The following is a 26,429-nucleotide window of genomic DNA, read 5'->3' as shown; positions in this document are numbered from 1 at the left end:
ACTGCGTTCATGCGGGGGCACTTCGTCAACGGCGATGCGTTCATTGCCTTTTTAGGATTGGATTTGAGACCAAAGGATTCCGGGAAAAAACATAGCCCCAGGTATCTGAGCAAGAAAGGAGACGGCGAGCTACGACGTTTGGCACACACCGCAGCTATGGCGGCTTGCCGGTCCCCCACCTGGAAACCTTACTATGAGTCCTATTTGGCGCGAGGCCTTGCCAGAACCCAGGCTCTTGTAATCCTTGCCCGCAAGTTGTGCCGAGTGGCATTCGCTCTGATGAAAAAACAGAGCGAATACCGGCCAAATTTAACGGTGCAGGGTTCCCCTGCAACATAGAATCTCCCACATTTGACTTGCGGTGCTCACAAAACCCTGTGGGAGCGACGCGGTCCATCGGTCAATCGAACCGATAAATGTCCATCCCCAGCGTCCCCATCGTGAATCCCGCATGGGCAACACTGAATGTCCCACCGGCACCCCGGGCAAAATACAGCGGCAACAGGTGCTCATCGCTGGGGTGGCTGCGCACGGCGTTGGGTGCCTGGCGACGGTAATCGTGCAGCGCGGGCTCGTCGTCGGCCGCCAGTTGCTCGACCATCCAATCACGAAAGGCCTTGGCCCAGGGTTCGATGCTGTCAGGGCCGGCGTTCCAGTCCAGGTCGCGCAGGTTATGGGTGATGCTGCCGGAGCCGATCAGCAAGATGCCCTCTTGGCGCAGGCTCGCCAGGGCTTGGCCGACCTGTGTCTGCAACACCGGTCCCTGGCGGCTGGGCAGGGAAACCTGCACCACCGGAATGTCGGCCTCGGGGTACATCAACGACAATGGCACCCAGACGCCATGGTCGGACGGCCGTTGAGGGTCGAGGCGGGCTGGCAGATGCGCAGCGTTGAGCATGTTCGCTACTTGCGTCGCCAGTCGAGGATCGCCAGGCGCAGGGTACTGCACCTCATACAGCGCCGGTGGAAAGCCGCCGAAGTCGTGCCACGTGTGCGGCTGTGGATTGGCGCTGACCAGCAGTTCGTTGCTTTCCCAGTGGGCGGACACGATGACGATGGCCTTGGGCTTGGGCAACTGATCGGCCAGGCGAGCCAGTGCCGGGCCGCTGGCACCGGGTTCCAGGGCGAGCATCGGTGAGCCATGGGAGATAAACAGGCTGGGCAGCATGAACGGACTCCTGAGCGTTAAGATGGCTCATCTTCCGTCAGGTCTATGATCTAAATCTAATATAAGTTTTAGCCCGTTTTGATCGAATTTTTGGAGCGAATCATGGAGCCCGAGTTTTGGCACAAGCGCTGGTCATCGAACCAGATCGGTTTTCATTTGCCGGAGGTGAACCCCTACCTGCAGCATTTCTGGCCGCAACTGGGGTTGGAGCGGGGCAGTCGGGTACTGGTGCCGTTGTGCGGCAAAAGCCTGGATCTGCTGTGGCTTGCCCATCAGGGGTATTCGGTGCTGGGCGTGGAATTGTCGGAAAAAGCCACAATCGATTTTTTCCTTGAGCATCAGCTTGAGCCGAGTGTGAGCGAGGAGGGCGTATTCAAGGTCTTTCGTGCGGCTGATATCGAGATTCGCTGCGGTGATTTCTTTGCCCTGGATCGGGAGGATGTGGCCGATTGCACGGCGTTGTACGACCGCGCGGCGCTGATCGCTTTGCCGGCGCCGATGCGGGAACGGTACGCGGCTCATCTGCAGAGGATCTTGCCCAACGGCGTCGGGTTGTTGATTACCCTGGATTACAACCAGGATGAAATGCCTGGTCCGCCTTTCTCCGTGGGAAATGATGAGGTGCAGCGGCTACTGGGGGATGTCTGGCGGCTGGAGGTCTTGCAGGAGCAGGACGTGTTGGGTGAAAGCTGGAAGTTCTTGCAGGCTGGGGTGACGCGGCTGGATGAGCGGGTGTATCGGATTTCCAGTCGTTGATGCTGTGCGTCTATGCCGGCGCCATCGCGAGCAAGCTCGCTCCCACAGTTGATCGGCAGTGAATAAAGAGTCTGCGTCCACCGAAGATTCCTGTGGGAGCGAGCTGGCTCGCGATGACGCCAGACCTGGCAGCGCATAAACCTGCAGATAAAAAAAGCCCGCATCTCTGCGGGCTTTTCTTGACGCTCGAACCTGTCAGCCGCGACGACGCAGTGCGTCGATACGCTCTTCCAGCGGCGGGTGGCTCATGAACATGCGTGCCAGGCCCTGCTTGATGCCGCCGTTGATGCCAAAGGCATTCAGGGTATCGGGCATGTGGACCGGCAGGCCTTGCTCGGCGCGCAGGCGTTGCAGGGCGCCGATCATGGCGCTGGTGCCGGCCAGGCGTGCACCGGCGTCGTCGGCGCGGAACTCGCGTTTGCGCGAGAACCACATGACGATGGCGCTGGCGAGGATGCCCAGTACCAGTTCGGCGAAGATCGTCGCCACGTAGTAGGCGATACCCTGGCCTTCTTCGTTCTTGAAGATCACCTTGTCGACGAAATTACCGATGATCCGGGCGAAGAACATCACGAAGGTGTTCACCACGCCCTGGATCAACGCCAGGGTCACCATGTCGCCGTTGGCAACGTGGCCGATCTCGTGGGCCAGCACGGCCTTGACTTCATCGGGCGAGAACCGCTCGAGCAAGCCCTGGCTGACGGCGACCAGGGCGTCGTTCTTGTTCCAGCCGGTGGCGAAGGCGTTGGCCTCGTAGGCTGGGAAGATACCGACTTCCGGCATCTTGATACCGGCTTCGCGGGACAACTGCTCGACGGTCTGCAGCAGCCATTGTTCGTGACGCGTGCGCGGCTGGCTGATGATCTGGGTGCCGGTGCTCATCTTCGCCATCCACTTGGAGATGAACAGCGAGAACAGGGAACCGGCGAAACCGAACACCGCACAGAAGATCAGCAGCTGATTGAGGTTGAGGTCAACCCCATTGGCCGCCATGAACCCGTTGAAGCCAAAGAGGCTCAGGGTGATGCTGGCAATCAGCACGACCGCCAGGTTAGTGGCCAAGAACAGCAGGATGCGCATCATGGTTGTGAAAATCTCCTCATGCTAAAGATGTAGCGTTATGCGGGGTATATAAGGTGCTGCCGCAGGCTATTCAACTCGCCGACTATTTCAAACTGTGTCCTACAGGCGTCCTAAATGTTTGAAAGACTTTTCTGAAAGTGACCAGGGAAAAGAAATGCGCTGCTTGCCCCCCGTGAACGTTGAGCCTGGATGCACGTTGACCGTCCAATCCCCAGTGTAGAAGGCCCGACGGAGTCGGCAGAACGGATATGTTGCTGAATCAAACAGCGTGCGAGGTGAGGACGCCTCGCACGCTGCCCGGCTCATTGACGGTAGGACTTGAGGAAGTTGCCGATCCGGCCAATGGCTTGGTCGAGGTCATCGACCCGCGGCAGGGTCACGACGCGGAAGTGGTCCGGCCATGGCCAGTTGAACGCCGTACCCTGGACCACCAGCAGCTTCTCGGACAGCAGCAGGTCGAGGACAAACTTTTCATCGTTGTGGATCGGGCAGACCTTCGGGTCGATCCGTGGAAAGGCATACAGCGCGCCCATCGGTTTGACACAACTGACGCCGGGAATGTCGTTGAGCAATTCCCAGGTGCGATTGCGTTGTTCCAGGAGCCGGCCCTGGGGCAGGACCAGGTCATTGATGCTCTGGTAGCCCCCCAGCGCCGTCTGGATCGCATGCTGGCTCGGCACGTTGGCACACAAGCGCATGTTGGCCAGCATGTCGATGCCTTCGATGTAGCTCTGGGCATGGTGCTTGGGCCCGGAGATGGCGATCCAGCCGGAGCGGAAACCGGCGACCCGATAGGACTTGGACAGGCCGTTGAAGGTCAGGCACAACAGGTCCGGCGCCAGGGAGGCGGTGCACACGTGCACGGCGTCGTCGTAAAGGATCTTGTCGTAGATCTCGTCGGAGAACACCACCAGGTTGTGCTGGCGGGCCAGTTCCAGCATGCCCAGCAGCACTTCCCGGGAGTACACGGCACCGGTCGGGTTGTTCGGGTTGATGATCACCAGTGCCTTGGTATTGGGCGTGATCTTGGCCTTGATGTCCGCCAGGTCGGGAAACCAGTTGGCCTGTTCGTCGCACAGGTAATGCACCGGGTTGCCGCCGGACAGGCTCACCGCGGCGGTCCACAGCGGATAGTCCGGTGCCGGCACCAGCACTTCGTCGCCGTTGTTGAGCAGGGCCTGCATGGACATCACGATCAACTCGGACACGCCGTTGCCCAGGTAGATGTCCTCGATGCCGATCCCTTCGACCTGCTTCTGCTGGTAATACTGCATCACGGCCTTGCGCGCACTGAACAGGCCCTTGGAGTCGCTGTAGCCCTGGGCGGTCGGCAGGTTGCGGATGACGTCCTGGAGAATTTCATCGGGCGCTTCGAAACCAAAGGGGGCCGGGTTGCCGATGTTCAGCTTGAGGATGCGATGACCTTCCTCTTCCAGGCGCTTGGCGTGCTTGAGCACCGGGCCGCGAATGTCGTAGCAGACGTTGGCGAGCTTGTTCGATTTGCTGACCTGCATGGCGATGTGTTCCCGAAAATGAACGATCCAGGCGGCGTATGAACTACCGTACTGGGAATCCTGCGTCTGTGCCCAGGCCTGACGCGGTATAGGCGCCACAATCCGTTTGAATGCGCGTGACGTGACTGCCAGACTGGCGTCTGACGAGGCGCAATCATACGTGCCGCCCGATCTGCGGAAAAGCGCCGGATCGGGCTTTTTCAATTGCCGAGGTAGGACGATGGAAAAGTTGGAAAAAACCCTTGAAGAATGGCGCGCCATGCTTGACCCGGAGCAGTACAACGTCTGTCGGTTGAAGGGCACCGAGCGGCCATTCTCCGGTAAATACAACGCCACCAAGACCGACGGTGTGTATCACTGCATCTGCTGCAACGAGCCGTTGTTCGATTCGCAGACCAAATTCGATTCGGGCTGTGGCTGGCCGAGTTTCTACGCGCCGATCGAAGGCAGCGCGGTGGTGGAAGTGCGGGACGTCAGCCACGGCATGATTCGCACCGAGGTGGTCTGCGCCAAATGCGATGCCCACCTGGGCCACGTCTTCCCCGACGGCCCGCCGCCCACGGGGTTGCGCTACTGCATCAACTCGGTGTGCCTGGATCTCGTGCCCCGCGATTAAATTGGCCGCCGCCTTGTGGCGAGGGGATTTATCCCCGCTGGGTTGCGCAGCGACCCCAAAAGGCTGAATGCGATCAACCTGAGACACCGAAGTTACCGTTCTTGGGGCTGCTGCGCAGCCCAGCGGGGATAAATCCCCTCGCCACAGGTCTGTTCGGCTGCAGCATCATCGATGTCCATACCGATCTCTATAATTAAATTGCACACGATTTAATTGATCGCTATCTTCATCATCCAACCTTTAACCGGAGCCTTGCCATGAGCGACAACCTGCTGAGCATCCCGTGCACCACCATCAAGGGTGAGCAAAAGACCCTCGCCGATTTCGCCGGCAAGGCTGTGCTGGTGGTCAACACGGCCAGCCAGTGCGGGTTCACCCCGCAATACAAGGGGCTTGAGGCGTTGTGGCAGACCTACAAGGACCAGGGCCTGGTGGTGCTGGGCTTTCCCTGCAATCAGTTCGGCAAGCAGGAGCCGGGCAATGAAGGGGCGATCACCGAGTTCTGCGAGCTGAACTTCGGCGTGAGCTTTCCGCTGTTCAAGAAAGTCGAAGTCAACGGCGCCAACGCCCATCCGCTGTTCGTCCAGCTTAAACAGCGTGCCCCCGGCGTACTGGGGTCCAAAGGCATCAAGTGGAATTTCACCAAGTTCCTGATCGGCAAGGACGGTCAGGTGGTCAAGCGGTTTGCCCCGACCACCAAGCCCCAGGACCTGACCGGCGAGATCGAAGCGCTGCTCAAATGAATGACCTGTCAGCCGATTCGCTGAAGCTCGACAGCCAGTTGTGCTTCAAGCTGTACGCCGCTTCACGTGCGGTGATTCGTGGCTATAAGCCGATGCTCGATCAGCTTGGCCTGACCTACCCGCAGTACCTGGCCATGCTGGTGTTGTGGGAATGGCAGGACACGGCCCCGCCACAGCCGACGGTCAAGGCCCTGGGTGAACGTTTGCTGTTGGATTCCGGCACGCTGACGCCGCTGCTCAAGCGCCTGGAACAGTTGGACCTGGTCCAACGCCAGCGTTCGGCACGGGACGAGCGGGAGGTGCACTTGAGCCTGTCGGCGGCGGGACGGGCTTTGCGCGAACAGGTCGGCCCGCTCAAGGCCCGCCTGTTATGCGACAGCGGGGTCGATCTGGACCGCCTGGGCGCGTTGCGAGACGGTCTCGATCATCTGCTGGGCCAGATCAAAGCGCTGACGTAGTGCGCACCCACTGGTCCAGTACGGCTGCCAGCTCTTCGCGGCGGAACGGCTTGGACAGGTAATCATTCATGCCAGAGGCCCGGCAGCGCTCGCGTTCTTCGGGCATCGCGTTAGCCGTCAGCGCAACGATCGGCAGGTCCGACCAACGCCCGCTGCGGCGAATCTGCCGACTGGCTTCGTAACCGTCCATCACTGGCATGTTGCAGTCCATCAACACCAGGTCGAACACCCGCTGTTCCAGTTGATCCAGCGCTTCGACGCCGTGGGCCGCGACGGTGACTTCGCAGCCCAGTTTCACCAGCATGCCCTTGGCCACCAGTTGGTTGACCGGATTGTCCTCCACCAGCAGCACCCGTCCACGCTTGGACGGCGTCAGGGTTTCGATCTGTGCGTCGTTGATGGTGGTCGCCTCGCTTTGGATGGCGCGCCGCACAATCTGGTACAGCGCATGGCGCGCCAGCGGTCGGGCCTGTTGTATCAACGGGGCGAGGGCGGCGGCCTCTTCGCCGGGCATGAAGCTGCCATAGGCGGTCACCAGCAGGATCGGTGCGTCAAAGGTCGGCCGCAGATTGAACAGGCATTCCGGGCAGTCGGTGATCAGCACGTCAGGCTTGAGTCCCAGCAGCCCGTCATCGATGGAGCGCTGCACATAATCCAGACCCCATCCCGGCAACAACATGCCCAGCAACTCGGCCAGGCCGCTGCTGCTGGCGGTGATCGCGACGACGTTGCCGCGCAACGGTTCGACCGGTGTGGCAGGGAGATGGCAGGGCAGGGGCAGGTCTGCGCAGAACTGACTGCCAAAGCCCGCTTCGGAACTGATCGTCAATCGGCCCTGCATGGCTTCGCAGAGGTTGTAGGTCAGTGCCAGGCCCAAGCCGGTGCCGCCAAACTGGCGGGTAATCCCGGCGCCGGCCTGGGTGAACGGCTGCAGGATTCTCGCCTGGGCTTCCTGGGGAATGCCGATACCGGTGTCGCAGACTTCGATTCGCACGCCGCCCTCGTAATGGCTCAACTTCACGTCGACCCGGCCGAAACGTGTGAACTTCAGTGCGTTGGACAGCAGGTTGCTGACGATCTGGCGTACCCGGGTCGGGTCGCCGAGCACCTGCGCCGGGAACCGGGGATCGATCAGGCAGGCCAGCTCGACACTGGGGGCCGCGTTCTGGGAAAGCAGGTTGGCGGTATCCTCCACCAGGGCGCCGAGGTCGAACGGGATGCGTTCGAGCTCCAGTTGCCCGGCGTCGAATTTCGACAGGTCGAGGATGTCGTTGAGCAACTCGACCAAGACTTTGCCCGAGTCATGGGCGATCGAGAGCTGTTGCTGTTGTTCGGCCGTCAGGGGACCGTCCAGGGACAGCGCGATCATTCCCAGCAGGCCGTTGAGCGGCGTGCGGATCTCGTGGCTCATGTTGGCGAGGAATACGGAGCGGGCTTCGGCCATATCCAGCGCCGTGCGCCTGGCCACCTCCAGCTCTTCGTTGGACTGGCTGAGGCGGGCGTTGATGGCCTTGAGTTCGGCAGTGCGTGCCGAGACGATGTTTTCCAATTGCGCCAGGTATTCGGTGAGGCGATTTTCGGCGGTGCGCCGCTGTTGGATTTCCGTGGAGATATTTTCGAACTGCTGGTTGGCGACGGACACCAGCACGCCGATTTCATCGGACTGGTGGCCGGAAGGGCATTCCAGGCGGTTCTGTTCGCTGCTGCTGGGGTCGCGGCTGCTCAGTTCGCGGATGACCCGCACCAGAGGCTTGGTCAGCATCACGTAGAACAGCGCCAGCAGCAGGCCGGTCAGGATCAGGCTGCGGGCGAAGCCGTTGAGCAAGGTGACCTCGGCGCGGCGCAGGAAACGACTGCCGAACGCATAGGTGTCGACGTCCAGTCGCAGCAGGCCCAGGGATTCGCCGGGCAAGTGGTCCAGGTAGAGCCGGTCCTCGAACTGGCGCTGGGCACCGAACAGGAAGTCGCTGATGAACCGGTAGCTGCTTTGCAGCTCGGGCCGCTTGACGCTGGCCAGCACGGTATTGTTGTTGTCGATCAGCTCGGCGCCGATGATGGCCGGTGAGCGCAACAGGCCCATGGCCAGTTCCTGGGCGAGTTCGGCGTCGATGTTGTAGGCGATGCGCGAGGCCGGGTTGTGGCTGATTTCCAGCAGCGACAGGATTTCACGGTTGATCGACGCGTCTTCGCTGGCATAATCGATGCCGATCTGCATCAGGCTGAGCAAAGTGCCCAACACGAAGCCCACGAGGACAGTCAGGCGGGCCTGCTTATAGGAAAGCCGTTGGGTGAATCTGATGTCCATTGAGTGATGAACCACTTACGTTTCCCTTCGCCGGTCAAGCATAGCTGATCATCTCTGAATTCCGGTGCGGCCGGTGTGTATTGTGTGAAGTAGACCCGCCATTGGATAAGGCGTTTCGTTGTTGGAGCGCCATCATTACTGTGAACCTTTCCGAGGAAAAGACGTGGACTCGCGATTGAATGCTTTTCTTGAGCGTGCCGATGCCGTGCTGGCCCGGATCGAGCCTTTGCTGCCGGCGCCCCGGCCCGCCATCGATTGGACCCAGACCCTGGCCGCCCGCTGGCAGCGTGACGGGCGCAGTGGCTACCTGTTGCCGCTGCACGTCAGCCTCGACATGCACCTGTCGGACCTGATCGGCGTGGATCGCCAGGTCGAACAACTGGGCCGCAACACCCGGCAGTTCATCGATGGCATGCCCGCCAACCATGCCTTGCTCTGGGGCTCGCGTGGCACCGGCAAGTCGTCGCTGGTGCGCGCCCTGTTGGCCGAACATGCTTCGCATGGCCTGCGGTTGATCGAGATCGAACGCGATCACCTGGCCGATCTGCCCCGGGTGGTCGAGCAGGTTGCGAAACTGCCGCAGCGCTTCGTGTTGTTCTGCGATGACTTGTCGTTCGAGTCCGGCGAAGGCGATTACCGCGTGCTCAAGAGTGTGTTGGATGGCTCCTTGGAGCAGGCGCCGGACAATGTGCTGCTGTATGCCACTTCCAACCGTCGCCACCTGGTGCCGGAAAAGGAGAGCGACAACGAGAATTGGAAACGGGTCGACGGCGAACTTCACCCCAGCGAAGCGGTGGAGGACAAGATCGCCTTGTCCGACCGCTTCGGCTTGTGGCTGTCGTTTTATCCGTTTACCCAGGAGCATTTCCTCAACGTCGTGGAGCACTGGATCGGCGAACTGGCGGCCAAGGCCGGGCTGGCCTGGCAGCGCGACGAAGCGCTGGATGTGCTGGCGGTGCGCTGGGCAACCGGTCGCGGCAACCGCAACGGACGTTGCGCTTATCAGTTCGCCCGTTATTGGGTAGGCCTGAAATTGTTGGAGCACAAGGCATGATCGATTTGAAGGGCACCGGTGCAGGCCTCGATGGCTACGACTTGTTATCGGCACAGTTGGAATCCTTGCTGGCCGATGAGCGTGACTTCATCGCCAACGCCGCGCAGTTCTCGGCCTTCCTGTCCAGTCAGTTGGACGACCTGAACTGGGCCGGCTTCTATCTCAATCGCAACGAAGAGCTGGTCCTGGGGCCGTTCCAGGGCCAGATCGCCTGTGTGCGGATTCCCTTTGGCCGTGGCGTGTGTGGCACGGCGGCAGCGACCCGGCAGACCCAGCGCGTCGAAGATGTCCATGCCTTCGCCGGGCACATCGCCTGCGATAGCGCGTCGAACAGTGAACTGGTGGTGCCGCTGGTCAAGGACGGGCGCCTGATCGGCGTGCTTGACCTGGACAGTCCGAAACTGGCGCGTTTTACCGAGCATGATCAAGCTGGCATTGAAGCATTGGCTGCGATATTCCTGCGCCTGACGGATTGCTGATCATGCCTTCAGCCCGGCCTTGACCAGCAGACTGTCGGGGTCGACCTCGTCGATCTGGTGCGGGTCGAGGAACTGCTCGGCGTAGCTCAGGTAGATCTTTTCTTCGATGAACAGCCAGAACAGTTCGGGATCAATATGGGCGTCACGGCACATGGTGGCCATGATGCCCAGGGCCTCGCTCAGCGTCTTGGCTTTCTTGTAGGGCCGGTCGGCCGCCGTCAGTGCTTCGAAAATGTCGGCGATGGCCATCATCCGTGCCGGCAGGCTCATCTCCTCGCGCTTGAGGCGCTTGGGGTAACCGCTGCCGTCCATTTTCTCGTGGTGACCGCCGGCGATCTCCGCCACGTTGTTCAGGTGGCTGGGGAAGGGCAACTGACTGAGCATCAGGATCGTCTGCACCATGTGATGATTGATGACGTAGCGTTCCTCGCGAGTCAGCGTGCCTCGCGTGATGCTCAGGTTGTAGAGTTCGCCCCGGTTGTATTTCCAGGCCGGCACATCGAGCTGGAAGCCCCATGGGTTGTCCGCCGGGATCAGCTCGGCCGCGTGGCGCTCGAACAGGTGTTCGGGCTTGTCCGCCAACAGCGGCTCGGTGACCGGCAATGTCGGCTTGGGCGTGCGGGCCTGGCGCCGGTTTTCTTCCCAGGAAACCCCCAGGCGATCATCGAGGGTCCGGGTCCACGGGCGTTGCGCGATGTGTCGCAGGCGTTGCAGATCAGCCTCGGCCATGGTTTCGGAGCCCAGGTTGCAGCGGGCGACGAAAGCAAAGTCGTCATCCAGGGCCGTCAATGTCGCGTCACGCTGTCGTGCCAGGAACGACGACTCGCCCCCGTTTGCCACGGCCTGCCAGTAATCGACCCAGGCGTCGCGCTTGAGTACTTCGAAACGGGTGCGTATCTCATGGATCCGGTCGTTCAGGGTTTCCAGTTTGGTGGCTTTGTCGACGACGTATTCGGGGGTGGTGACCTTGCCGCAATCGTGCAGCCAGGCGGCGATGTGCAGGGCTTCCCATTCATCCTCCGTGGGCCGATAGGCGCTGAACGCCGGGGCCTGGCTGGCGGCGGCGGCCTGGGCGAGCATCAGGGTCAGGACCGGCACCCGCTGGCAATGGCCGCCGGTGTAGGGGCTCTTGGCATCGATCGCGCCGGCCAGCAGTTGGATGAAAGCGTCCAGCAGTTGCTTTTGCTTGGCTTGCAGGCGCTGGCCCTCGATGCTCACGGTGGCGGCGCCGGACACGGCTTGCAGGAAGGCGATGCGGTCGGGCTGGAGTTTTTCCAGGTCGGCTTCGGTGCCGCTGTCGGTAATCAGCAACACCAATACGCCGACGGTTTCCTGGTGGCGATTGCACAGGCGGATGCCGATCAGGTGGACCCGAGGCGAGTCCAGTGCCTGCAGGATGCCTTGCAGGTCGGCAGCCTGCTCGAAGCCCAGGGAGGTCACCAGATTGTCCGAGACGGCCAGTTGTTGGAGCCATGGCGGGCTATCGCCTGCCTGTAGCTCATGACTGCGCAGCTTGAAGGCGTCGAGGTCCCTGGGGGTTCCATCGATCACCAGCCCATAGGGCTTGAGCCGGTTTTCGTCGTTCTCGCGCAGGTAGATCAGGCCGGCCTGGGCCTGGCCGATTTTCACGGTTTCGAACAACACTCGCTCCAGCAACGGTGCGAAGCGGGTTTCGGCGCGCAGGCTGGCGGTGATTTCAAAGAAACTTGCCAGGGTCTCTTTCATGCGTGCCATCGAGACACTCAACTGATCGACCTCCAGCACCGGGGAGCGGCGGGACACCGGGTAGTTGAAGTCAAAGCTGCGAATGGCGTCGGCCTCCCGCACCAGTTCGCGCAAGGGCTTGACCAGAATCCTGGACGTCAGCCAGCCCAGGGGCAGGCACAGCAGCAGGGTGGCCAAGGTGATGAGCGCGCCTTGCCATCGCATGCGATAAGCGTTGTCCAGCAGCTCATCCTCAGGCACCAGCAACGCCAGTTCCAGGCCTTGGGGCCCGCCTTCCTGCATGTGGCTGCGCGAAACGATCCACTGGCGTCCGGCCGCTTCCAGGCGGGCCGTGTCAGTGTTGTCGTCGAGGACCGCGGCAATGGCCGGGTTGAGGTCGCGGGCCTTGACCAGGCGAGCCGACTGGGCGTCGGCGAGCAGCCGGTCGCTGTCGGGATAACCCACCGCGTTGCCCTTGGGATCGAGCAACACGATCTCGGTGCCGGTGGTCACCTTGTGCTTGGCCAGGGTCTGGGACAGGGCTGCCAGGGTCAGGTCGGCGCCGATGACCGCCTGTTCGCCGCTGCGCCGGGCGAGGGTGGTGCCGACGTTATGCGTGGAGAAGAAAACGTAGGGCTCGGTGGTGATCTGCTCGGCACTGCCGACGGCACTGCGAAACCAGCCGCGGCTGCGCGGATCGTAGGTTTCGTCGGCCATGTCCCGGCGGTCGATGAGCGTCAGGGTTTCATCGTAGAACAGCGATTGGGAATGGACCGGGCCCTGCTCGGTGGCTCGCTCAACGGTCCAGACCTGGTAGGCCGCCTCGGTGGGTGCCTGCAGGGCGGTTTTCAGCGCCGTGGTGCGCAATGGCCGGACCATCAGGAAATTGCCGCGCTGATCGCCCAGGTACAACGACGCCAGGTTCGGGTTGTCCCGCAATGCACGGCTGAAGGGCACGAGCAGGGCCAGGCGTTGCGCCATCTGTGGCGCGCGTGTCGCTGGGTAGTCGGCCAGCAGGCTCAGCAGGTGGCGGATGGGTTCGTAGGTGTCATACAAGTCCAGGCGCACCTCCTGTTCAATGCGGTTGAACAGTTTTTCACTGCTGGACAGGATGATTTGCGTGGTTTGCCGGTAGTTGAAAATACCCAGCACCACCCCGGTCAACAACAAAAGCAGGGTAAACATCACGCTGATGTGGACATGCAGGGGGAACCGGCGTTTGTCCGGACGCGGTGCGCTGGGCATTGCAGTCACTCCAAGTGTCAGGGGGCTCGATGGGTGTTTCCGCGTGCAAGGGAAACCGATCGAGACCCCCCCAGGTACGCACTGCTGAGCGAATAGCATAGTAAACGCTGGATTATTTTGCCTTGGCGATCTCCGTTTCCAGGGCCTGCTCCAGTTCGGTCATGGCGCGGTCGAGGGCGTCGATGCAGGCGCTGATTCGTTCAGGTGCCTGTGCCAGACGACACGCCTGCTCCAGCGCCTCGCACCGCTGGATCAGCGTGGTCGCCTGGACGATGCGGGCGACGCCTTTTATTTTGTGCGCCGTTTCGGTCAGCGCTTGGCGATTTGCGCCCTGGGCGACGTCGAGCAGCTCCTGGCGATCCGTGCGGCTGCTACTGAGTAACTCGGCCAGCAGGCGCCGGTTGGACGAAGGGTCGCCGCCGGTCAACGCCTGGAGACTGTGCACGCTGAAAGCCGCTGGGTGAGCGACGGGTTTGACCGTCTTGATCCACTGGCTCAAGGCGCTCAGGCTGATCGGTTTGAACAGGCAGTCATCCATTCCAGCGTCCAGGCAGCGTTGTTTTTCCTCCGGTTGAGCATTGGCGGTGAACCCCAGGAGGGTGCAGGGCGGCCGTCGCTGTTCGGACTCATCGCGACGAATCGATCGGGCCAGTTCGTAACCGCTCATGATGGGCATGTTGCAATCGGCAATGACCAGATCGAAATGGCCTTTGCGCCAGACCTCGAGCCCGTGGGCACCATCGTGGGCGACCCGGTAGTGATGGCCGAGGTATTCCAATTGCTGGGACATCAGCAGGCGGTTGGCGGAGTGATCGTCCACGATCAGGACGTTCAAGGCGGCCTGGGCCGTTTCGATGACCGGTTCGAGTGGAACGCCAACCGGCGCCGTCGACAGGACGGTCAGTTGCAGGTGGACCTGGACCTGGGTGCCGACCCCGGCTTGGCTGCTCATATGCAGGTTGCCGCCCATCATCCGGCACAGGTTGCGACTAATCACCAGCCCCAGTCCCGCGCCTTTGCGGGCCATTCTGCTGGTGTTATCGACCTGGGCAAAAGGCTCGAACAGGCGTTGCAAGTCTGCCGGGCCGATGCCGATGCCGCTGTCGTTGACCTCCAGATGCATGTGCAGGACGTCGTCCCGCCCGGTTGGCGATAGCCGGACCTTGACCACGACCTGGCCCTGCTCGGTAAATTTGAGGGCATTGCTGATCAGGTTCGACAGCACCTGCTTGAATCGCAAGGGGTCCATCAACACGTCAGGGTCGCCCTCGGCGGCATCGAACTGCAGCGACAACGCCAGGTTCTTCTGCCGGGCCACGCCCTCGAAGACCCGTATGACCGAGTGCAGCAGGGGCCTGAGATTGACGCGTTCGGGAGCCAGGCTCAGATGGCCGGATTCGATACGGGCGATGTCCAGGATATCGCCGATCAATTCGAGCATGCCGGAGGCCGATTCGTAGGCGACTTCGATGGTCGAACGGTCCACGTGGCCCTTGTCGGCGTGTTTCAGGGCCAGCTCGAGCATGCCGATCACCGCGTTCATCGGGGTGCGGATTTCATGGCTCATGGTGGCCAGGAACGTGCTTTTGGCGCGGTTCGCGTCATCGGCCCGTTGCTTGGATGCGCGCAGTTCCTCGAACAGCTGCCGTCGTTCACTGATGTCGATCCAGCCGCCGATGATGCCTTGCACTTGCGCGGCGGAGTTTCGGTAGGGAAGGATCCAGTGATAGATCGTCAGTTTCCGGTCGCCGATGTGCAGGGGACGGTCCACGATCAGGGCGGTGCCTTCGGCCATGACGCGCTGGTAGTCCGCCTGGTACTCCTGCGCTTCGAAGGCGTTGCTCATGGAACCTGGCATCAAGTCCTTGCCGATGACGTCTTCGCGCCTGGCGTTGAACGCTTCCAGGTAACTGTCGTTGCAGCTCTGCAGGATGCCGTTGCGATCCCTCACGTAGATGGGGTGAGGGGTGCCATTGAGCAGTGAATGCATGAATTCGAGTTGATCGTTGAGGGCCAGTTCCGCCCGTTGGCGTTGCCTGATCTGGCGCTGCATGTAGGCGTTCCACGCCAGGGAAAGCAGCAGTAACAGGCCGACGCCCGCGACGACCTGGAAGAACAGGCGGTTGTAAGTGCGCCATGTGTGTTCCGAGGGCGAGACGTAGCCGCGCCAGCGGCTGTTGATGATGCCCAGTTCGTCGGGGTCGATGCTGGTCAGGGCCTTGTCGAGGATGGCGTTCAACTCGCTGGCGTGTTTGGCCGTGGCCAGCGCGAACAGTGCCTGTTGGGTGCCCACCGTGCTGCTGATCTGCAACCTGTCCCGCCACGCATGGGAGGAGATGAAGTAGTTGGCCATCACCTGCGAGTTCACGCTGCCGTCGACCTGGCCATGGGCAAGCATTTCCACGGCGCGCAAGGGACCGTCCGTTTCGATGATCCGGATGCTCGGGTACTGACTGCGAAGCCATTCAACGAGCGGATTGCCCGTGGCGATCGCCAGGCTGGCGTGGCCGAACTGATCGAGCGTGGTGGGCGTGTCGGACGCCTTGCGGGTCAGCAGGACGAACGAGCTGTCGACGTAGGGGCGGCTGAATTTCAACTGGCGTTGCCGCTCATTGCTGGGCAACAGCGCCGCGATCATGTCGGCTTGATCGTTGAGGACCGCGGCAATCATTTCACTGTCGTTCTGGCGGCGCTGGATGTCCAGGCGCAGGCCGGTGCGCAGCCGGATCAGCTCCAGCAGGTCGGCGCTGATGCCGCGAAAATCGCCGTCCGTATCGAAGAAGGTGAAGGGGGCAGAGGTTTCGTTCACCACCACCCTGACCACCGGATGCCTGGCCAGCCAGCGTTGCTCGCGGTCGGTCAGTTGTACCCGGTGGTCCGTGAGGTACAGGTCGCTGCCTGCGCTCCAGCGCTTGGCAATGGCTGTCTGTTCGGCGATGGGGACCTGGTTCAGCGTCGCGTTGATGATCTCCAACAAACGGGTATCGCCACGGCGTACGGCGAAACCGAATCCATAGGATTCATGTTTGCCGAAGCTGGCCATGCGAATGTTGCTCAAGTAACCCTTGTTGATCATGTAGTGGGTGGACAGGGTATCGCCGAGAAATACATCGGCCTGGCCAAAGGCGACGGCATTGATAGCGTTCTGGTAGGACGGGTAGGTGGTGATGATTGCCTTGGGGTAGAGTTTTTCGATTTCCTGCAGCGGCAGGTAGTGATAGACCATGCTCAAGCGCAAACCCTTGAGGTCTTCATTCAGGGGGCGGCTTTCATTCGTTCGGGTGACGAGAACGGGTTGGTCCACTGCGTACGGCGTCGAGAGCGTAATGTCGGGGTCGCGGGCCTCGAAGCCGTTGGCGGTGCCAAGCATGTCGATTTGCCCGTCCTTGAGCGCCGCCATGGCTTCCTCACGGGAGGCGAAACGCAGGACTCTCATGGGCAAGCCGGTGGACTTGGCGAGGATGTCGGCATAGTCGGCGGTCAAGCCTTCGTAGTCGCGTCCGCTGGCGGAGAGATCGAAGGGCGGGTAATCCGGTGCGGAAGTGCCCAGGACCAGTTCCCGCCGGCTTTTTAGCCAGGCGCGGTGAACATCATCGAGCTTGATCTCGGCCTGGGCCATGGACGAGCGCCCCAGCAGCGTGTATTGCCCGGGCGCATCCGGTGTCGCCGCGAGCACTCCTGTATATAACGCTGCGCTGATCAGCAGGAGACATTCGGTTATGCGTCTGAGCATCCTGTTTTCTCACACCAGCGCGTTGCGCTTCGCCATTTCGATCAGCTCGACCAAGGACTTGACCTTGAGTTTCTGCATCAGGCGTTTTTTATAAGTACTGACGGTTTTATTGCTGAGAAACATCCCCTTGGCTATTTCCTTGTTGGTTCGGCCCTGGGCAAAAAGTTGCAGTACCATCAGTTCGCGGTCATTGACGCTTTTGAAAAGGTCCAGCTCTATACTGCGTGGATCATCCGGGCGTACCGGGTTCAGCGCCTGGCTGGGGAAGTAGTTATAGCCGGACAATACCGCTTTGATCGCGCTGACAAGTTCGCTGAGGTCTTCCTGTTTGCAAACGTAACCCGAGGCACCGGATTGCATGCATCGGATACCGAAGAGCGTCGGCGACTGTGCCGTGAGCACCAGTGTCTTGAGCGGCGTGGTCATGGCGTTGAAGCGGGACAGAATTTCCAGCCCGTCAAGTTTGGGGATGCTGATGTCCAGGATAACCAGGTCTGGCATGCATTCGCGCACCATTTGCATCGCGTCGACGCCGTTGTCAGTTTCTCCCACGACCTTATAGCCTTCATGTTCCAGGAGCATGCGAACGGCGAGGCGGATGACCGGATGATCGTCGACAATGAAAACGGAGTTCATGAATAAATTACCCTGCGAACTTGAATAAAGCGCGCACCTTAGCCCACTTACAGCCAGGGTCGTACGAAGAGACGGGCATGCAACTTCAATTTCGGAAGTTTCCTACAAAAAAAGAGGCAAGATATTACGATGTAATCGGTTTTTTAGTAGGTGGATGACAATAAGACGGGGAATTTTGACGGTGTGAGAAGGGATATTTCTTTGATTGGAGTTGTTTGCGTAAACAAAGGAGGCGTTTTAATCGAGGTTTGTGTAAGCCATACATTATTTATCTACTTCAAACTTCTTGTGGGGTGACACTACAAAATCCACATGCACCGCCCCCCTGTGGGAGCGAGCAAGCTCGCTCCCACATTTTTCGAAGTGCTGCCAACGCTGCCTTTTATTGGCGCGTGCGGCCTGTCATCTCCTGGGCCATTTCGCTGGCGTAGCTGTCGGTCATGCCGGCGATGAAGTCGATCATTCGCAGGAATGCGCCATGCAAAGGGCCATTGGGATCCGGTGCATTGTTCCCCAGCAGGTCGAGAATGCGGCGATTCTTGAATGAAGGCGTGCGGCCGCCGTGCTGTTCGAGGGCTGCGCCGCAAAAGCCGTTGAGCAGAATTTCCAACGTTGTATAGGCGCCGATTTCGTGCAGGGTCTTGCGCTTGTCCTGGAAGATTTTCCGGCGCGCCATGTCCTTGGCATTCAACACGCAGCGTTTGGCCGGGCCGTGCATATGTTCCACCAAGTCCCCTGGCAGCGTGCCGGCAAGCAACGCTTCCTGCTGCTCGACAAACGCCCGGGCGGCGGCGTTGGTCAGGTGTTCGATGGCCTTGCCTCGCAGGATCGCCAGTTTGCGCCGCCGCGAGTCCAGCGGCCCCAGTTGCCGGTAGGTGTCCGGAAGATCGTCGCCCACCAGGTCCAGGAGCAGCGATTCCACCTGTGGGTACTCCAGAAGATCCATCTCCACGCCATCTTCCAGGTCGATCAGCGCGTAGCAGATGTCATCGGCGGCCTCCATCAGGTACACCAGTGGATGTCGTGCCCAACGTTGATCCTCGATCTGTGGCAAGCCGAGCTTGTGGGCAATCTGCTCCAGCAGTGGCAGTTCGCTTTGGTAGCAACCGAACTTGTGCTTCTTGTAGCCCAGGGAATCGGCGTGGCGGGCGGTCCAGGGGTATTTCAGATACGTACCGAGGGTGGCGTAGGTCAGCCGGGTTCCGCCGTCGAACTGATGGTATTCAAGCTGGGTGAGGACGCGGAAGCCTTGGGCGTTGCCCTCGAAATTGAGGAAGTCGTTGCGTTCGGCTTCGCTCATCGCATCAAGCCAGCCCCGCCCGGCGGCCTGCTGGAACCAGTAGCGAATGGCGTCCTCGCCGGAATGACCGAACGGCGGGTTGCCAATGTCGTGGGCCAGGCAGGCCGATTGCACCACCATGCCCAGGTCGCTCGGCTCGCACCAGTCGGGCAGGGCATTGCGGATGGTTTCTCCCACGCGCATGCCCAGGGAGCGTCCGACGCAACTGACTTCCAGGGAATGGGTCAGGCGCGTGTGGATGTGGTCGTTGCTGGAAACTGGATGCACTTGCGTCTTGCGCCCCAGACGGCGGAAGGCACCGGAAAAGATGATGCGGTCGTGGTCCTTGTGGAAGGGACTACGGCCGAGCTCTTGCGGGCTGTGCAGCGGTTTTCCGAGACGTTCGCGAGTCAGCAGGGTATGCCAATCCAAGGCCGGTTGCTCCGTTCGATAATGTCGATGCCCTAGCTTCCCGGTTCGTGGGTCGCCCTGCAAGGCCTATGGGCCTGCACAGACCGGATACATCACCCTGTGGCACTCGCCACAGGGTGTCGGTCGTCAGGGTTTGCGCAGGTCCTTGGCCAGCTTGACCAACGGCAGCAATGTCGTTGCCAGACGGATCAGGCCTGTCAAGCCACCGCCACCGCCATGGCGGGTCCGTTTGCCGGTGAAGAAGCCGAGCAGGGACACTGCCGCCACGCCCCACAACGGCGCATGCTTGATGCCGAAACCTTCGTGCCAGCTTTGCGTCAAGCCGCGCACCCGATGCAGGGGTTGCAGCAATTGGCGTGTTTCCTGACGGATTTCCTGGCGATGCATTTCCATGCGCAGGCGCACCAGAGCCTTGCGCATTTCCTGTCGTGTCCGGGCTTGAGGAATATCAGGCAGGCTCATGGCAGTAGGCGCTCCCGGTCATTGGCCAGTTCTTCAAGGGTGGCGTTGAAAGGAGAGGACTCGTCGTAGATCGCCGCCTTGAGCCGAAGACCGCAGAACAGGGCCGCCAGCAGGTAGAACAGGCACAGGCCGATAATGCCTGACAGACGATAGGTGTCCCATACCAGGATCAGCACCAGCGCCGAAAGCCCGACCAACAGCAGCAAACCGAACACCAGCGCAAGGCCGGCGAACAGCAGGAGGCTGACGGTGCGTGCCTTCTGTTCCTGCAACTCCATGCCGAACAATTCGACGTGGCTGTGCAGCAAACCAAGAAACGCCGCGCCCAGGCGGCGCGCTGTGGGTTGTGTGCCCGCTTCGGACGAGCCGGATTCGTCGATACCCATGATCAGCGCCGTGTCGCCAACAGACCAATCAGAAAACCAACGCCCGCGGCAATGCCTACCGATTGCCAAGGGTTGGCCTGTACGTACTCCTCGGTGGCGACTACCGCAGCCTGGCCGCGTTCGCGCATGGAGTCTTCGGTCAGCTTGAGCGTTTCGCGGGCGCGCAGGAGGGTTTCGTGGATCTGGCCGCGCAGCGCATCGGCTTGATCGCCTGCCAGCGTCGCGGTGTGATCGAGCAAGCGCTCCGTGTCGCTGACCAGCGTCTGAAAATCTTCCATCAGGATTTCTTGAGCAGTCTTTGCCTGGGTTCTGGCCATGGGTGAATCTCCGTAAGTGACGTCTGAAGCGTTCGAGTATGAGCCTTGCCGGAAGGTTCAGTGCAAGTGACTGGTACAACTTTTGCTCAGGCTTCTGCCATGTACTGGTGCGTCAGCCTGTGCCGGTGCGCTGAAGCTGGGCGAAAGCCCGTAAAACCTTAACCAAATAATCAAAACCCGCGAAGCACCACGAAGCGGGACTTCGTTTTGTCCGCTCTGACGCACCAAAAAAGTTCATTGACCTGCTTGCGGCCAATGAGTCGTTTCAACTTGGTGCGTCCGTGGGGCGAGCGAACCGGTTTGGTGCTTTTTTCAACTTTTCAGGTCTGCCAACACCATGGAAAATATGCAAAGTGCCGTGGACAGTCTGGTCCACAGCTCCAACACGCTGTTCATCCTGCTCGGCGCGGTCATGGTCCTGGCCATGCATGCCGGCTTCGCGTTCCTTGAAGTGGGGACGGTCCGGCAGAAGAACCAGGTCAATGCGCTGTCGAAAATCCTCAGCGATTTCGCGGTCTCGACCCTGGCCTATTTCTTTGTCGGTTATTGGATTTCCTACGGCGTGACCTTCCTGCAGCCGGCGACGGTACTCAGCACCGATCATGGCTACAGCCTGGTGAAGTTTTTCTTCCTGTTGACCTTTGCCGCCGCGATCCCGGCCATCATTTCCGGCGGTATTGCCGAGCGTGCGCGGTTCGCGCCGCAGTTGTGCGCCACGGTGTTGATCGTGGCGTTTGTCTACCCGTTTTTCGAAGGCTTGGTCTGGAACGGCAATTTTGGCTTGCAGGCTTGGTTGCAAGCTCGGTTCGGCGCCAGTTTCCATGACTTCGCCGGTTCCGTGGTGGTGCATGCCATGGGCGGCTGGCTGGCGTTGGCCGCGGTGCTTTTGCTCGGGCCGCGTAATGGCCGCTACCGGGACGGTCGCCTGGTGGCGTTCGCACCTTCGAGCATTCCATTCCTGGCCTTGGGTTCGTGGATCCTGATTGTCGGCTGGTTCGGTTTCAACGTGATGAGTGCGCAGACCCTGCCTGGGGTGAGCGGGCTGGTGGCGGTCAATTCGTTGATGGCTATGGTGGGCGGTACCGTGGCGGCATTGATTGTCGGGCGCAATGACCCAGGCTTCCTGCACAACGGCCCGCTGGCCGGGTTGGTGGCGGTCTGTGCCGGTTCCGACCTGATGCACCCGGTGGGTGCGCTGGCCACCGGTGCCATTGCCGGTGCCTTGTTTGTCTGGTGCTTCACGGCGGCCCAAGGCAAGTGGAAGATCGACGACGTACTCGGCGTCTGGCCGCTGCACGGGCTGTGCGGGGTCTGGGGTGGCATTGCCTGTGGCGTCTTTGGCCAGGGTGCCCTGGGCGGCCTGGGTGGGGTCAGCCTGATCAGCCAGTTGATTGGCACGGCGCTGGGCGTTGTCGTCGCCTTGGCCGGTGGGTTCGCGGTCTATGGCGCGATCAAGGCCGTGGTGGGGCTGCGCCTGACCCAGGAAGAAGAGTATTACGGCGCCGACCTGTCGATTCACAAGATCGGTGCGGTCAGCCAGGACTGATCGTTGCACTAAGGTTCCTTGTCCTGGTTGCCTGGGTAAAAACCGTGGAGCAGGCGATAACGATCATGACGGACCTGATCCACATGATGCCGGACTTGTTGTTCGGGCAGGCCGAGCATGATCAGGGCGTGGGACGCGAGCATCAGGCTCGATTCCAACAGCTCCGGGACCACTTCGCTGGCCCCGGCTGCCTGCAACTCGGCCAATTGGCTGTCGTCTCGGGTGCGCACCAGGATCGGCACCTGTTGGTTGACCCGCCGGGCCGCCTTGAGCACGGTGATGGCGATGTCGGTCTTGTCCACCGCGATCACCAATAGCCTGGCGCGGCTCAAGCCAACGGCGGCGAGCAGATCACCCCGTCGCGAATCGCCGTAATGCACGCAGTTTTCCCCGACGGTGGCTTCCTGGATGATCACCGGGTCGTCATCCAGGGCGACGAACGCCTGGCCTTCACGGCGCAGGAAGCGCCCGATGGACTGGCCGACGCGCCCGTAGCCGCAAATCACCACGTGATCCGACAAGCCGGCATTGAGTGCGCTGATCTGGTCCAGTTGCGCCTCTTCGTTGGGTTTGCGATGCAGGCGCGCGGCGATGCGTGGCGCCGCACGCAGCAACAGCGGGGTCAGCAGCATCGAGCAGAACGTCGCGGCCAGCAGCAGGCCGCTGATGTCGGCGGGCATGAGGCGGTTCTGTTGCATCAGCGCCATCAAGGCAAAACAGAATTCGCCGCCCTGGGCCAGGGCCAGACCACTGCGCCAGGCGGTTTCCCCATCACTGCCGCGCCATTTCACCAAGGCGGCGACCACGCAGCCCTTGAGGAGCATCAAGCCGAGGGTCAATCCGAGGATCAAAAGGCCGTCATCGCGGAACAGTTGCAGATCGATCAGCATGCCGATGCTGACGAAAAACAGCCCCAGCAGGATGTCGCGGAACGGGCGTATGTCGGCTTCGATCTGATGCCGGTAGTGGCTTTCCCCCAGCAACATGCCCGCCAGGAAAGCCCCCAGGGCCGGGGACAAGCCGAGCAAGTGGGTCAGCCATGCCGTCAGCAGCACGATCACCAGGGCCAGCAGCACGAACAGTTCTGCGGACCGGGACGCCGCCACTTCATGGAACAGCCGGGGCAACAGCAGCCGGCTGGCCAGCAGCAGGCCACCGAACAACACCAGGGTCTTGCCCAGGGTCAGCGGTAGCGCCCAGTACCACGGGTGCTCGCTGCTGCCGGCGAAGACCGGCACCAGGGTCAACAGCAGTACCGCGACGACGTCCTGGAACAACAACACGCCAATGGCGTTCTGGCCGTGGCTGCTGAAGATCTCGCCCAGGCTGGTCAACTCCTTGCTGACAATGGCGGTGGAGGACAAGGCCAGCCCCGCACCGAGCAGCAGCGCGGCGATCACCGGCGCGCCGCACACGGCCAGCAATCCCGCCAGGAGCGCTCCCGAGCACAACACCTGCAGGCTGCCGAGGCCGAACACGACCCGGCGCAGCTCGAGCATTTTCGACAGGGAAAACTCCAGCCCCAGCGAGAACAACAGGAACACCACCCCGAGCTCGGCCAGGTCTGGCAGTTCTTCGCTGTCGTTGACCCAGTCCAGCGCGGTAGGCCCGACCGCCAGCCCGACACAGAGATAACCCAGTACGGGGGGCAGGCGCAGCCGCCTGAAGAGGGCGATGACCACCAGGGACGAGGCAAGGATGATCAGCAGGTTGGCAAACAAGGGGAACTCCGTTTCAAGACTGCAACGCACAGCGTAGAGGGGAAAACGCTATCAGCGTCGCTGGAAAAGCATTTATGTTCAGTGATTTGCATCAGCGTTTTACCGAAACACCCGGAAGCGAGCCAGCGACTCGACGGTTTTCCGAGGCGGGCCTAGAATGACCGTCTATCTTTTTTGGGTCTACCCGCCATGCTTCCTGAATGCCAGTTGTTCGGCACCCTGGGGTGTCATCTTTGTGAAGTTGCCGAAGGGGTGCTGATGCCTTTCGTCGAACATGGATTGTTGGTGGAGCTGGTGGATATCGCCGAGAACGAGTCCTTTTTCGAAGCCTATGAGCTACGTATCCCGGTCCTGCGCAGGATCGATACTGGTGCGGAGCTGGACTGGCCTTTCGATGACTCCGATCGGGTCGCCGCATTTCTGCGGTGATCCATTTTCCGGCTTCCCTTCATACGAGGCCATTGGCGAAAATCGCGTTCTTCGGTTACTGTATGTTCATACAGCTATCTGGAGTGCATCCCTTGGTCAATGTCGAACAACTGAAAAGCAGCGTAAACAGGATGTCCGCGGACGTTGTGCGTGAGGCGGTCCTGGAGCTGCGCCTGGATGGCCTGGTGACCGAAGGCAAGACGCCTTTCAATAAACTGCATTTCAACACCTGTTTCGCCGAGATCGAAGCATTGTTCCAGCGTGCCGGTTATCACAAACAGTTGGACGTGGTGGGTTACCAGGGGTTGCTGTACGCGCTTTACGATCCCGGTCGCTGGGAAGCGGTGGACGTATTGCGCTGGCTGAAGGAGTTCACCGAAGCGGCGGCTAAATCGACGTCAGTCACGGCGTAAAGCAATCATCGCTGGGCTGACCGGTGCGACTGTCGGATAATGCCGCCTGCAAAAACACCCAAGAGTTTTCAATGTCCGGTTCATCGTTTTCCGCCGCTCATCATCAGGCCAGTACGCTGTATCTGCCGCCCGGCTCCTGGCCGACGGTGCTGGAGTGCCTGTGCGAGCATTTCAATGCCATCAGTCGCGAGCAGTGGCTGGACCGGATCGCCCGAGGCCGGGTATTGGACGGGGAAGGCAGGGCTATCGATGTCGACTTGCCGTACCGCGAAGGCCTGCGCATCCACTACTTTCGTGAAGTACCCGACGAGAAGCCGATCCCGGTGGTGGAGTCGATCCTGTACGCCGACGATCATCTGGTGGTGGCAGACAAACCGCATTTTTTGCCTGTCACTCCGGCGGGCGAATACGTCGAGCAGACCTTGTTGCGACGGCTGATCCGGCGGTTGGACAACCCGCATCTGGTGCCCCTGCACCGCATCGACCGGCACACGGCCGGGCTGGTGTTGTTTTCCGCCAACCCGCACACCCGTTCGGCGTATCAGTCGTTATTCCCGACGCGGCAGATCGAGAAACGCTACCAAGCCATTGCCCGCGCGTTGCCTGGGTTGACCTTTCCCCGGGTGCATAGAAGCCGGATGATCGATGGTGAGCCGTTCTTTCGGATGCAGGAAGGGCCGGGCGAGCCCAATACCGAAACGGCCATCGAAGTGCTGGAAAGACACGGTGACCTGTGGCGCTATAGGTTGTCTCCGGTCACGGGCAAGAAACACCAGTTGCGAGTGCATATGAATGCCCTGGGAGCGGGCATCTGCAACGATCCGTTTTACCCTGACGTGCTCCGGGACGCCGAGGATGACTACGCCAACCCGCTCAAGCTACTGGCGCAAGGGCTGCGTTTCAGCGACCCGGTCACCGGCCAGGAGCGTGTATTCCAGAGCGAGATTACATTGCAGTGGTAGTGCCCATGGTTTTCGACCAGGCATAAAAAAGCCCGCAAATGTTGCGGGCTTTTTCGTATCTGGCGGTAGCGTTGAAGATTACAGGTCTTTAACGGTACGAACCTGATCCTTGTTCACGCGAGTCTGCTTGCCATCCAGTTGTTCGAATTCGTAGAAGCCGCTTTCTTCATCGTAATGGGGGGTATCGACGGCCTGGATTTCGCGACCGTCATTCAAGGTGATCACTGTTGGCGAAGCGCACCCGGCGAGGGTGGCGAGGCCCAGAGCGAGCATGAACGTGGCGAGGGTCCGTTGTGTCATGGTGTTTCTCCGAATGGATTCTTCAAGTTACTGACCTTCAGACGTATACATTGCGCGCAAGTTCCTGGCTAGTGTCAATCTGACACGCCTTTATGTCGGGCCAGCAACTCCGGGGTGTTCAGATTGGCCAGCCGCGGATCGTCGGCAGGGCATTGCAAGGCAACGGCGTGCAGCGCGCGCATAACCCGACCGGGGCTGCGTTCACCTTCGCTCCAGGCTTTTTCGAAGCTCGCTGCCAGGGCCAACGGGATGACACACAGCAGCGGTTCCCAATGCTCGCCGTGCCGCACCATCAATGGCTGATCGGGGTGCTGGCTGGCCGTCCTGCGCATGTTGTCGAGCAGGTTTGCATCGACCTGCGGCACGTCGCACGGCAGCACCAGCAAATACGGGTGCCTCGCAGCCTTGAGACCTGCCCGGATGCCCGCCAGTGGCCCGGGAAAGTCGCCTTCCTCGTCATGCACCAACTGATCGGCATACGGTGCATAACGTTGCGCATTACGGTTGCAGGAAATGATCAGGTCATCGCTCATGGCGCGGGTCTGGCGATGGATATGGGCAATCAGCGGTTCGCCTTGCCACTGCACCAGGCCTTTGTCCTGGCCGCCCATGCGTTGCCCGCGGCCACCCGCCAAGAGCAGAATGGAACAGGATGGCAGCGGCGTAATCGAGGTCATGGCGTGTCTCC

General features: G+C 60.9%; 25 protein-coding genes. 11 read left to right on the top strand and 14 right to left on the bottom strand.

The features are described from left to right. The coding region (locus BT125_RS14810; RefSeq protein WP_139271738.1) for a transposase at positions 1-339 on the top strand (339 nt) is incomplete at its 5' end. A 61-nt stretch (positions 340-400) separates the two neighbouring features. Here BT125_RS14810 and BT125_RS14805 read toward each other — a convergent pair. Further along, positions 401-1,168 carry a DODA-type extradiol aromatic ring-opening family dioxygenase gene (locus BT125_RS14805; protein WP_072408025.1) on the bottom strand — a complete coding sequence of 256 codons (768 nt, stop codon included), beginning with the start codon at positions 1,166-1,168 and terminating at the stop codon, positions 401-403. 102 nt (positions 1,169-1,270) lie between these two features. On the opposite strand from BT125_RS14805, the gene BT125_RS14800 reads away from it, so the two are divergent. Then, positions 1,271-1,924 (top strand): thiopurine S-methyltransferase, encoded by a 654-nt coding sequence (locus BT125_RS14800; RefSeq protein WP_072408023.1) that lies wholly within the window; start codon positions 1,271-1,273, stop codon positions 1,922-1,924. Between the two features lie 195 nt (positions 1,925-2,119). On the opposite strand, the gene htpX is transcribed toward BT125_RS14800, so the two are convergent. Together htpX and BT125_RS14790 are read right to left on the bottom strand one after the other, a co-directional pair. Continuing rightward, positions 2,120-3,007, bottom strand: coding sequence for a protease HtpX (gene htpX / locus BT125_RS14795; RefSeq protein ID WP_003183732.1), 888 nt, complete (start codon positions 3,005-3,007; stop codon positions 2,120-2,122). Positions 3,008-3,309: 302 nt separating this feature from the next. Beyond that, positions 3,310-4,521, bottom strand: coding sequence for a pyridoxal phosphate-dependent aminotransferase (locus BT125_RS14790; protein WP_018603142.1), 1,212 nt, complete (start codon positions 4,519-4,521; stop codon positions 3,310-3,312). Between the two features lie 220 nt (positions 4,522-4,741). Here BT125_RS14790 and msrB point away from each other — a divergent pair, with 220 nt between their 5' ends. The 3 genes from msrB to BT125_RS14775 all read left to right on the top strand — a co-directional run bounded on the left by msrB (position 4,742) and on the right by BT125_RS14775 (position 6,338). Further along, complete coding sequence (gene msrB / locus BT125_RS14785) at positions 4,742-5,137, top strand: peptide-methionine (R)-S-oxide reductase MsrB (RefSeq protein WP_060738535.1); 396 nt, start codon at positions 4,742-4,744, stop codon at positions 5,135-5,137. A gap of 257 nt (positions 5,138-5,394) precedes the next feature. Continuing rightward, positions 5,395-5,880, top strand: a complete 486-nt coding sequence (locus BT125_RS14780) for a glutathione peroxidase (protein ID WP_072408021.1) — start codon at positions 5,395-5,397, stop codon at positions 5,878-5,880. Beyond that, positions 5,877-6,338, top strand: a complete 462-nt coding sequence (locus BT125_RS14775) for a MarR family winged helix-turn-helix transcriptional regulator (RefSeq protein WP_072408019.1) — start codon at positions 5,877-5,879, stop codon at positions 6,336-6,338. Before BT125_RS14780 ends, BT125_RS14775 begins: the two co-directional genes overlap by 4 nt. Here BT125_RS14775 and BT125_RS14770 read toward each other — a convergent pair. Further along, on the bottom strand, positions 6,322-8,643 hold the full coding sequence (locus BT125_RS14770; protein WP_072408017.1) for a hybrid sensor histidine kinase/response regulator: 2,322 nt from the start codon (positions 8,641-8,643) through the stop codon (positions 6,322-6,324). The two genes, BT125_RS14775 and BT125_RS14770, sit on opposite strands and share 17 nt — an antisense overlap. 163 nt (positions 8,644-8,806) lie before the next feature. On the opposite strand from BT125_RS14770, the gene BT125_RS14765 reads away from it, so the two are divergent. Both BT125_RS14765 and BT125_RS14760 read left to right on the top strand, forming a co-directional pair. Beyond that, positions 8,807-9,697, top strand: a complete 891-nt coding sequence (locus BT125_RS14765; RefSeq protein ID WP_072408015.1) for an ATP-binding protein — start codon at positions 8,807-8,809, stop codon at positions 9,695-9,697. After that, on the top strand, positions 9,694-10,176 hold the full coding sequence (locus BT125_RS14760) for a GAF domain-containing protein (protein WP_072408013.1): 483 nt from the start codon (positions 9,694-9,696) through the stop codon (positions 10,174-10,176). The genes BT125_RS14765 and BT125_RS14760 overlap by 4 nt, the downstream gene beginning before the upstream one ends. Here BT125_RS14760 and BT125_RS14755 read toward each other — a convergent pair whose 3' ends face one another. From BT125_RS14755 to BT125_RS14725, 7 genes are all read right to left on the bottom strand, one after another. Beyond that, complete coding sequence (locus tag BT125_RS14755; RefSeq protein ID WP_072408011.1) at positions 10,177-13,125, bottom strand: HD domain-containing phosphohydrolase; 2,949 nt, start codon at positions 13,123-13,125, stop codon at positions 10,177-10,179. It abuts the gene before it with no gap. A gap of 112 nt (positions 13,126-13,237) precedes the next feature. After that, the gene (locus BT125_RS14750) at positions 13,238-16,858 is read right to left on the bottom strand and encodes a transporter substrate-binding domain-containing protein (protein ID WP_072408009.1); all 3,621 of its coding nucleotides are present in this window, start codon (positions 16,856-16,858) and stop codon (positions 13,238-13,240) included. 9 nt (positions 16,859-16,867) lie between these two features. Beyond that, the gene (locus tag BT125_RS14745; protein WP_014337291.1) at positions 16,868-17,494 is read right to left on the bottom strand and encodes a response regulator transcription factor; all 627 of its coding nucleotides are present in this window, start codon (positions 17,492-17,494) and stop codon (positions 16,868-16,870) included. A gap of 382 nt (positions 17,495-17,876) precedes the next feature. Next, entirely contained in the window at positions 17,877-19,205 is a 1,329-nt protein-coding gene (locus BT125_RS14740; RefSeq protein WP_053183171.1) for a deoxyguanosinetriphosphate triphosphohydrolase, read from the bottom strand. Positions 19,206-19,331: 126 nt separating this feature from the next. Next, on the bottom strand, positions 19,332-19,667 hold the full coding sequence (locus BT125_RS14735; RefSeq protein WP_072408007.1) for a hypothetical protein: 336 nt from the start codon (positions 19,665-19,667) through the stop codon (positions 19,332-19,334). Next, a complete protein-coding gene (locus BT125_RS14730; protein WP_060738527.1) occupies positions 19,664-20,053 on the bottom strand; it encodes a phage holin family protein in 390 nt (129 codons plus the stop codon). Before BT125_RS14730 ends, BT125_RS14735 begins: the two co-directional genes overlap by 4 nt. Before the next feature lie 2 nt (positions 20,054-20,055). Continuing rightward, positions 20,056-20,370: an ElaB/YgaM/YqjD family protein gene (locus BT125_RS14725; protein WP_060738526.1), complete on the bottom strand. Its 315-nt coding sequence runs from the start codon at positions 20,368-20,370 to the stop codon at positions 20,056-20,058. Between the two features lie 337 nt (positions 20,371-20,707). Between BT125_RS14725 and BT125_RS14720 the strand changes: the two genes are divergently transcribed. Continuing rightward, positions 20,708-21,916 carry an ammonium transporter gene (locus tag BT125_RS14720; RefSeq protein ID WP_072408005.1) on the top strand — a complete coding sequence of 403 codons (1,209 nt, stop codon included), beginning with the start codon at positions 20,708-20,710 and terminating at the stop codon, positions 21,914-21,916. Positions 21,917-21,924: 8 nt separating this feature from the next. On the opposite strand, the gene BT125_RS14715 is transcribed toward BT125_RS14720, so the two are convergent. Beyond that, positions 21,925-23,637, bottom strand: a complete 1,713-nt coding sequence (locus BT125_RS14715; protein WP_072408003.1) for a cation:proton antiporter — start codon at positions 23,635-23,637, stop codon at positions 21,925-21,927. Positions 23,638-23,826: 189 nt separating this feature from the next. Here BT125_RS14715 and BT125_RS14710 point away from each other — a divergent pair, with 189 nt between their 5' ends. The 3 genes from BT125_RS14710 (at position 23,827) to BT125_RS14700 (ending at position 25,441) form a co-directional block, all read left to right on the top strand. Continuing rightward, positions 23,827-24,066, top strand: a complete 240-nt coding sequence (locus tag BT125_RS14710; protein WP_072408001.1) for a glutaredoxin family protein — start codon at positions 23,827-23,829, stop codon at positions 24,064-24,066. A 92-nt stretch (positions 24,067-24,158) separates the two neighbouring features. Continuing rightward, positions 24,159-24,479 carry a hypothetical protein gene (locus tag BT125_RS14705; protein ID WP_060738522.1) on the top strand — a complete coding sequence of 107 codons (321 nt, stop codon included), beginning with the start codon at positions 24,159-24,161 and terminating at the stop codon, positions 24,477-24,479. Between the two features lie 71 nt (positions 24,480-24,550). Continuing rightward, positions 24,551-25,441, top strand: a complete 891-nt coding sequence (locus BT125_RS14700; protein ID WP_072407999.1) for a pseudouridine synthase — start codon at positions 24,551-24,553, stop codon at positions 25,439-25,441. 78 nt (positions 25,442-25,519) lie between these two features. Here the strand turns inward: BT125_RS14700 and BT125_RS14695 are convergent, their stop codons facing one another. Together BT125_RS14695 and mobA are read right to left on the bottom strand one after the other, a co-directional pair. Beyond that, positions 25,520-25,741 (bottom strand): YgdI/YgdR family lipoprotein, encoded by a 222-nt coding sequence (locus BT125_RS14695; RefSeq protein WP_003199454.1) that lies wholly within the window; start codon positions 25,739-25,741, stop codon positions 25,520-25,522. A gap of 74 nt (positions 25,742-25,815) precedes the next feature. Further along, the gene (mobA, locus tag BT125_RS14690; RefSeq protein WP_072407997.1) at positions 25,816-26,418 is read right to left on the bottom strand and encodes a molybdenum cofactor guanylyltransferase MobA; all 603 of its coding nucleotides are present in this window, start codon (positions 26,416-26,418) and stop codon (positions 25,816-25,818) included. Positions 26,419-26,429 lie beyond the last annotated feature (11 nt).

The organism is Pseudomonas sp. NFACC04-2, assembly GCF_900119265.1.
Lineage (GTDB): Bacteria > Pseudomonadota > Gammaproteobacteria > Pseudomonadales > Pseudomonadaceae > Aquipseudomonas > Aquipseudomonas fluorescens_AA.
Note: the sequence above shows the minus strand (reverse complement) of the source record. Positions and strands in the feature narration are given on the sequence as shown.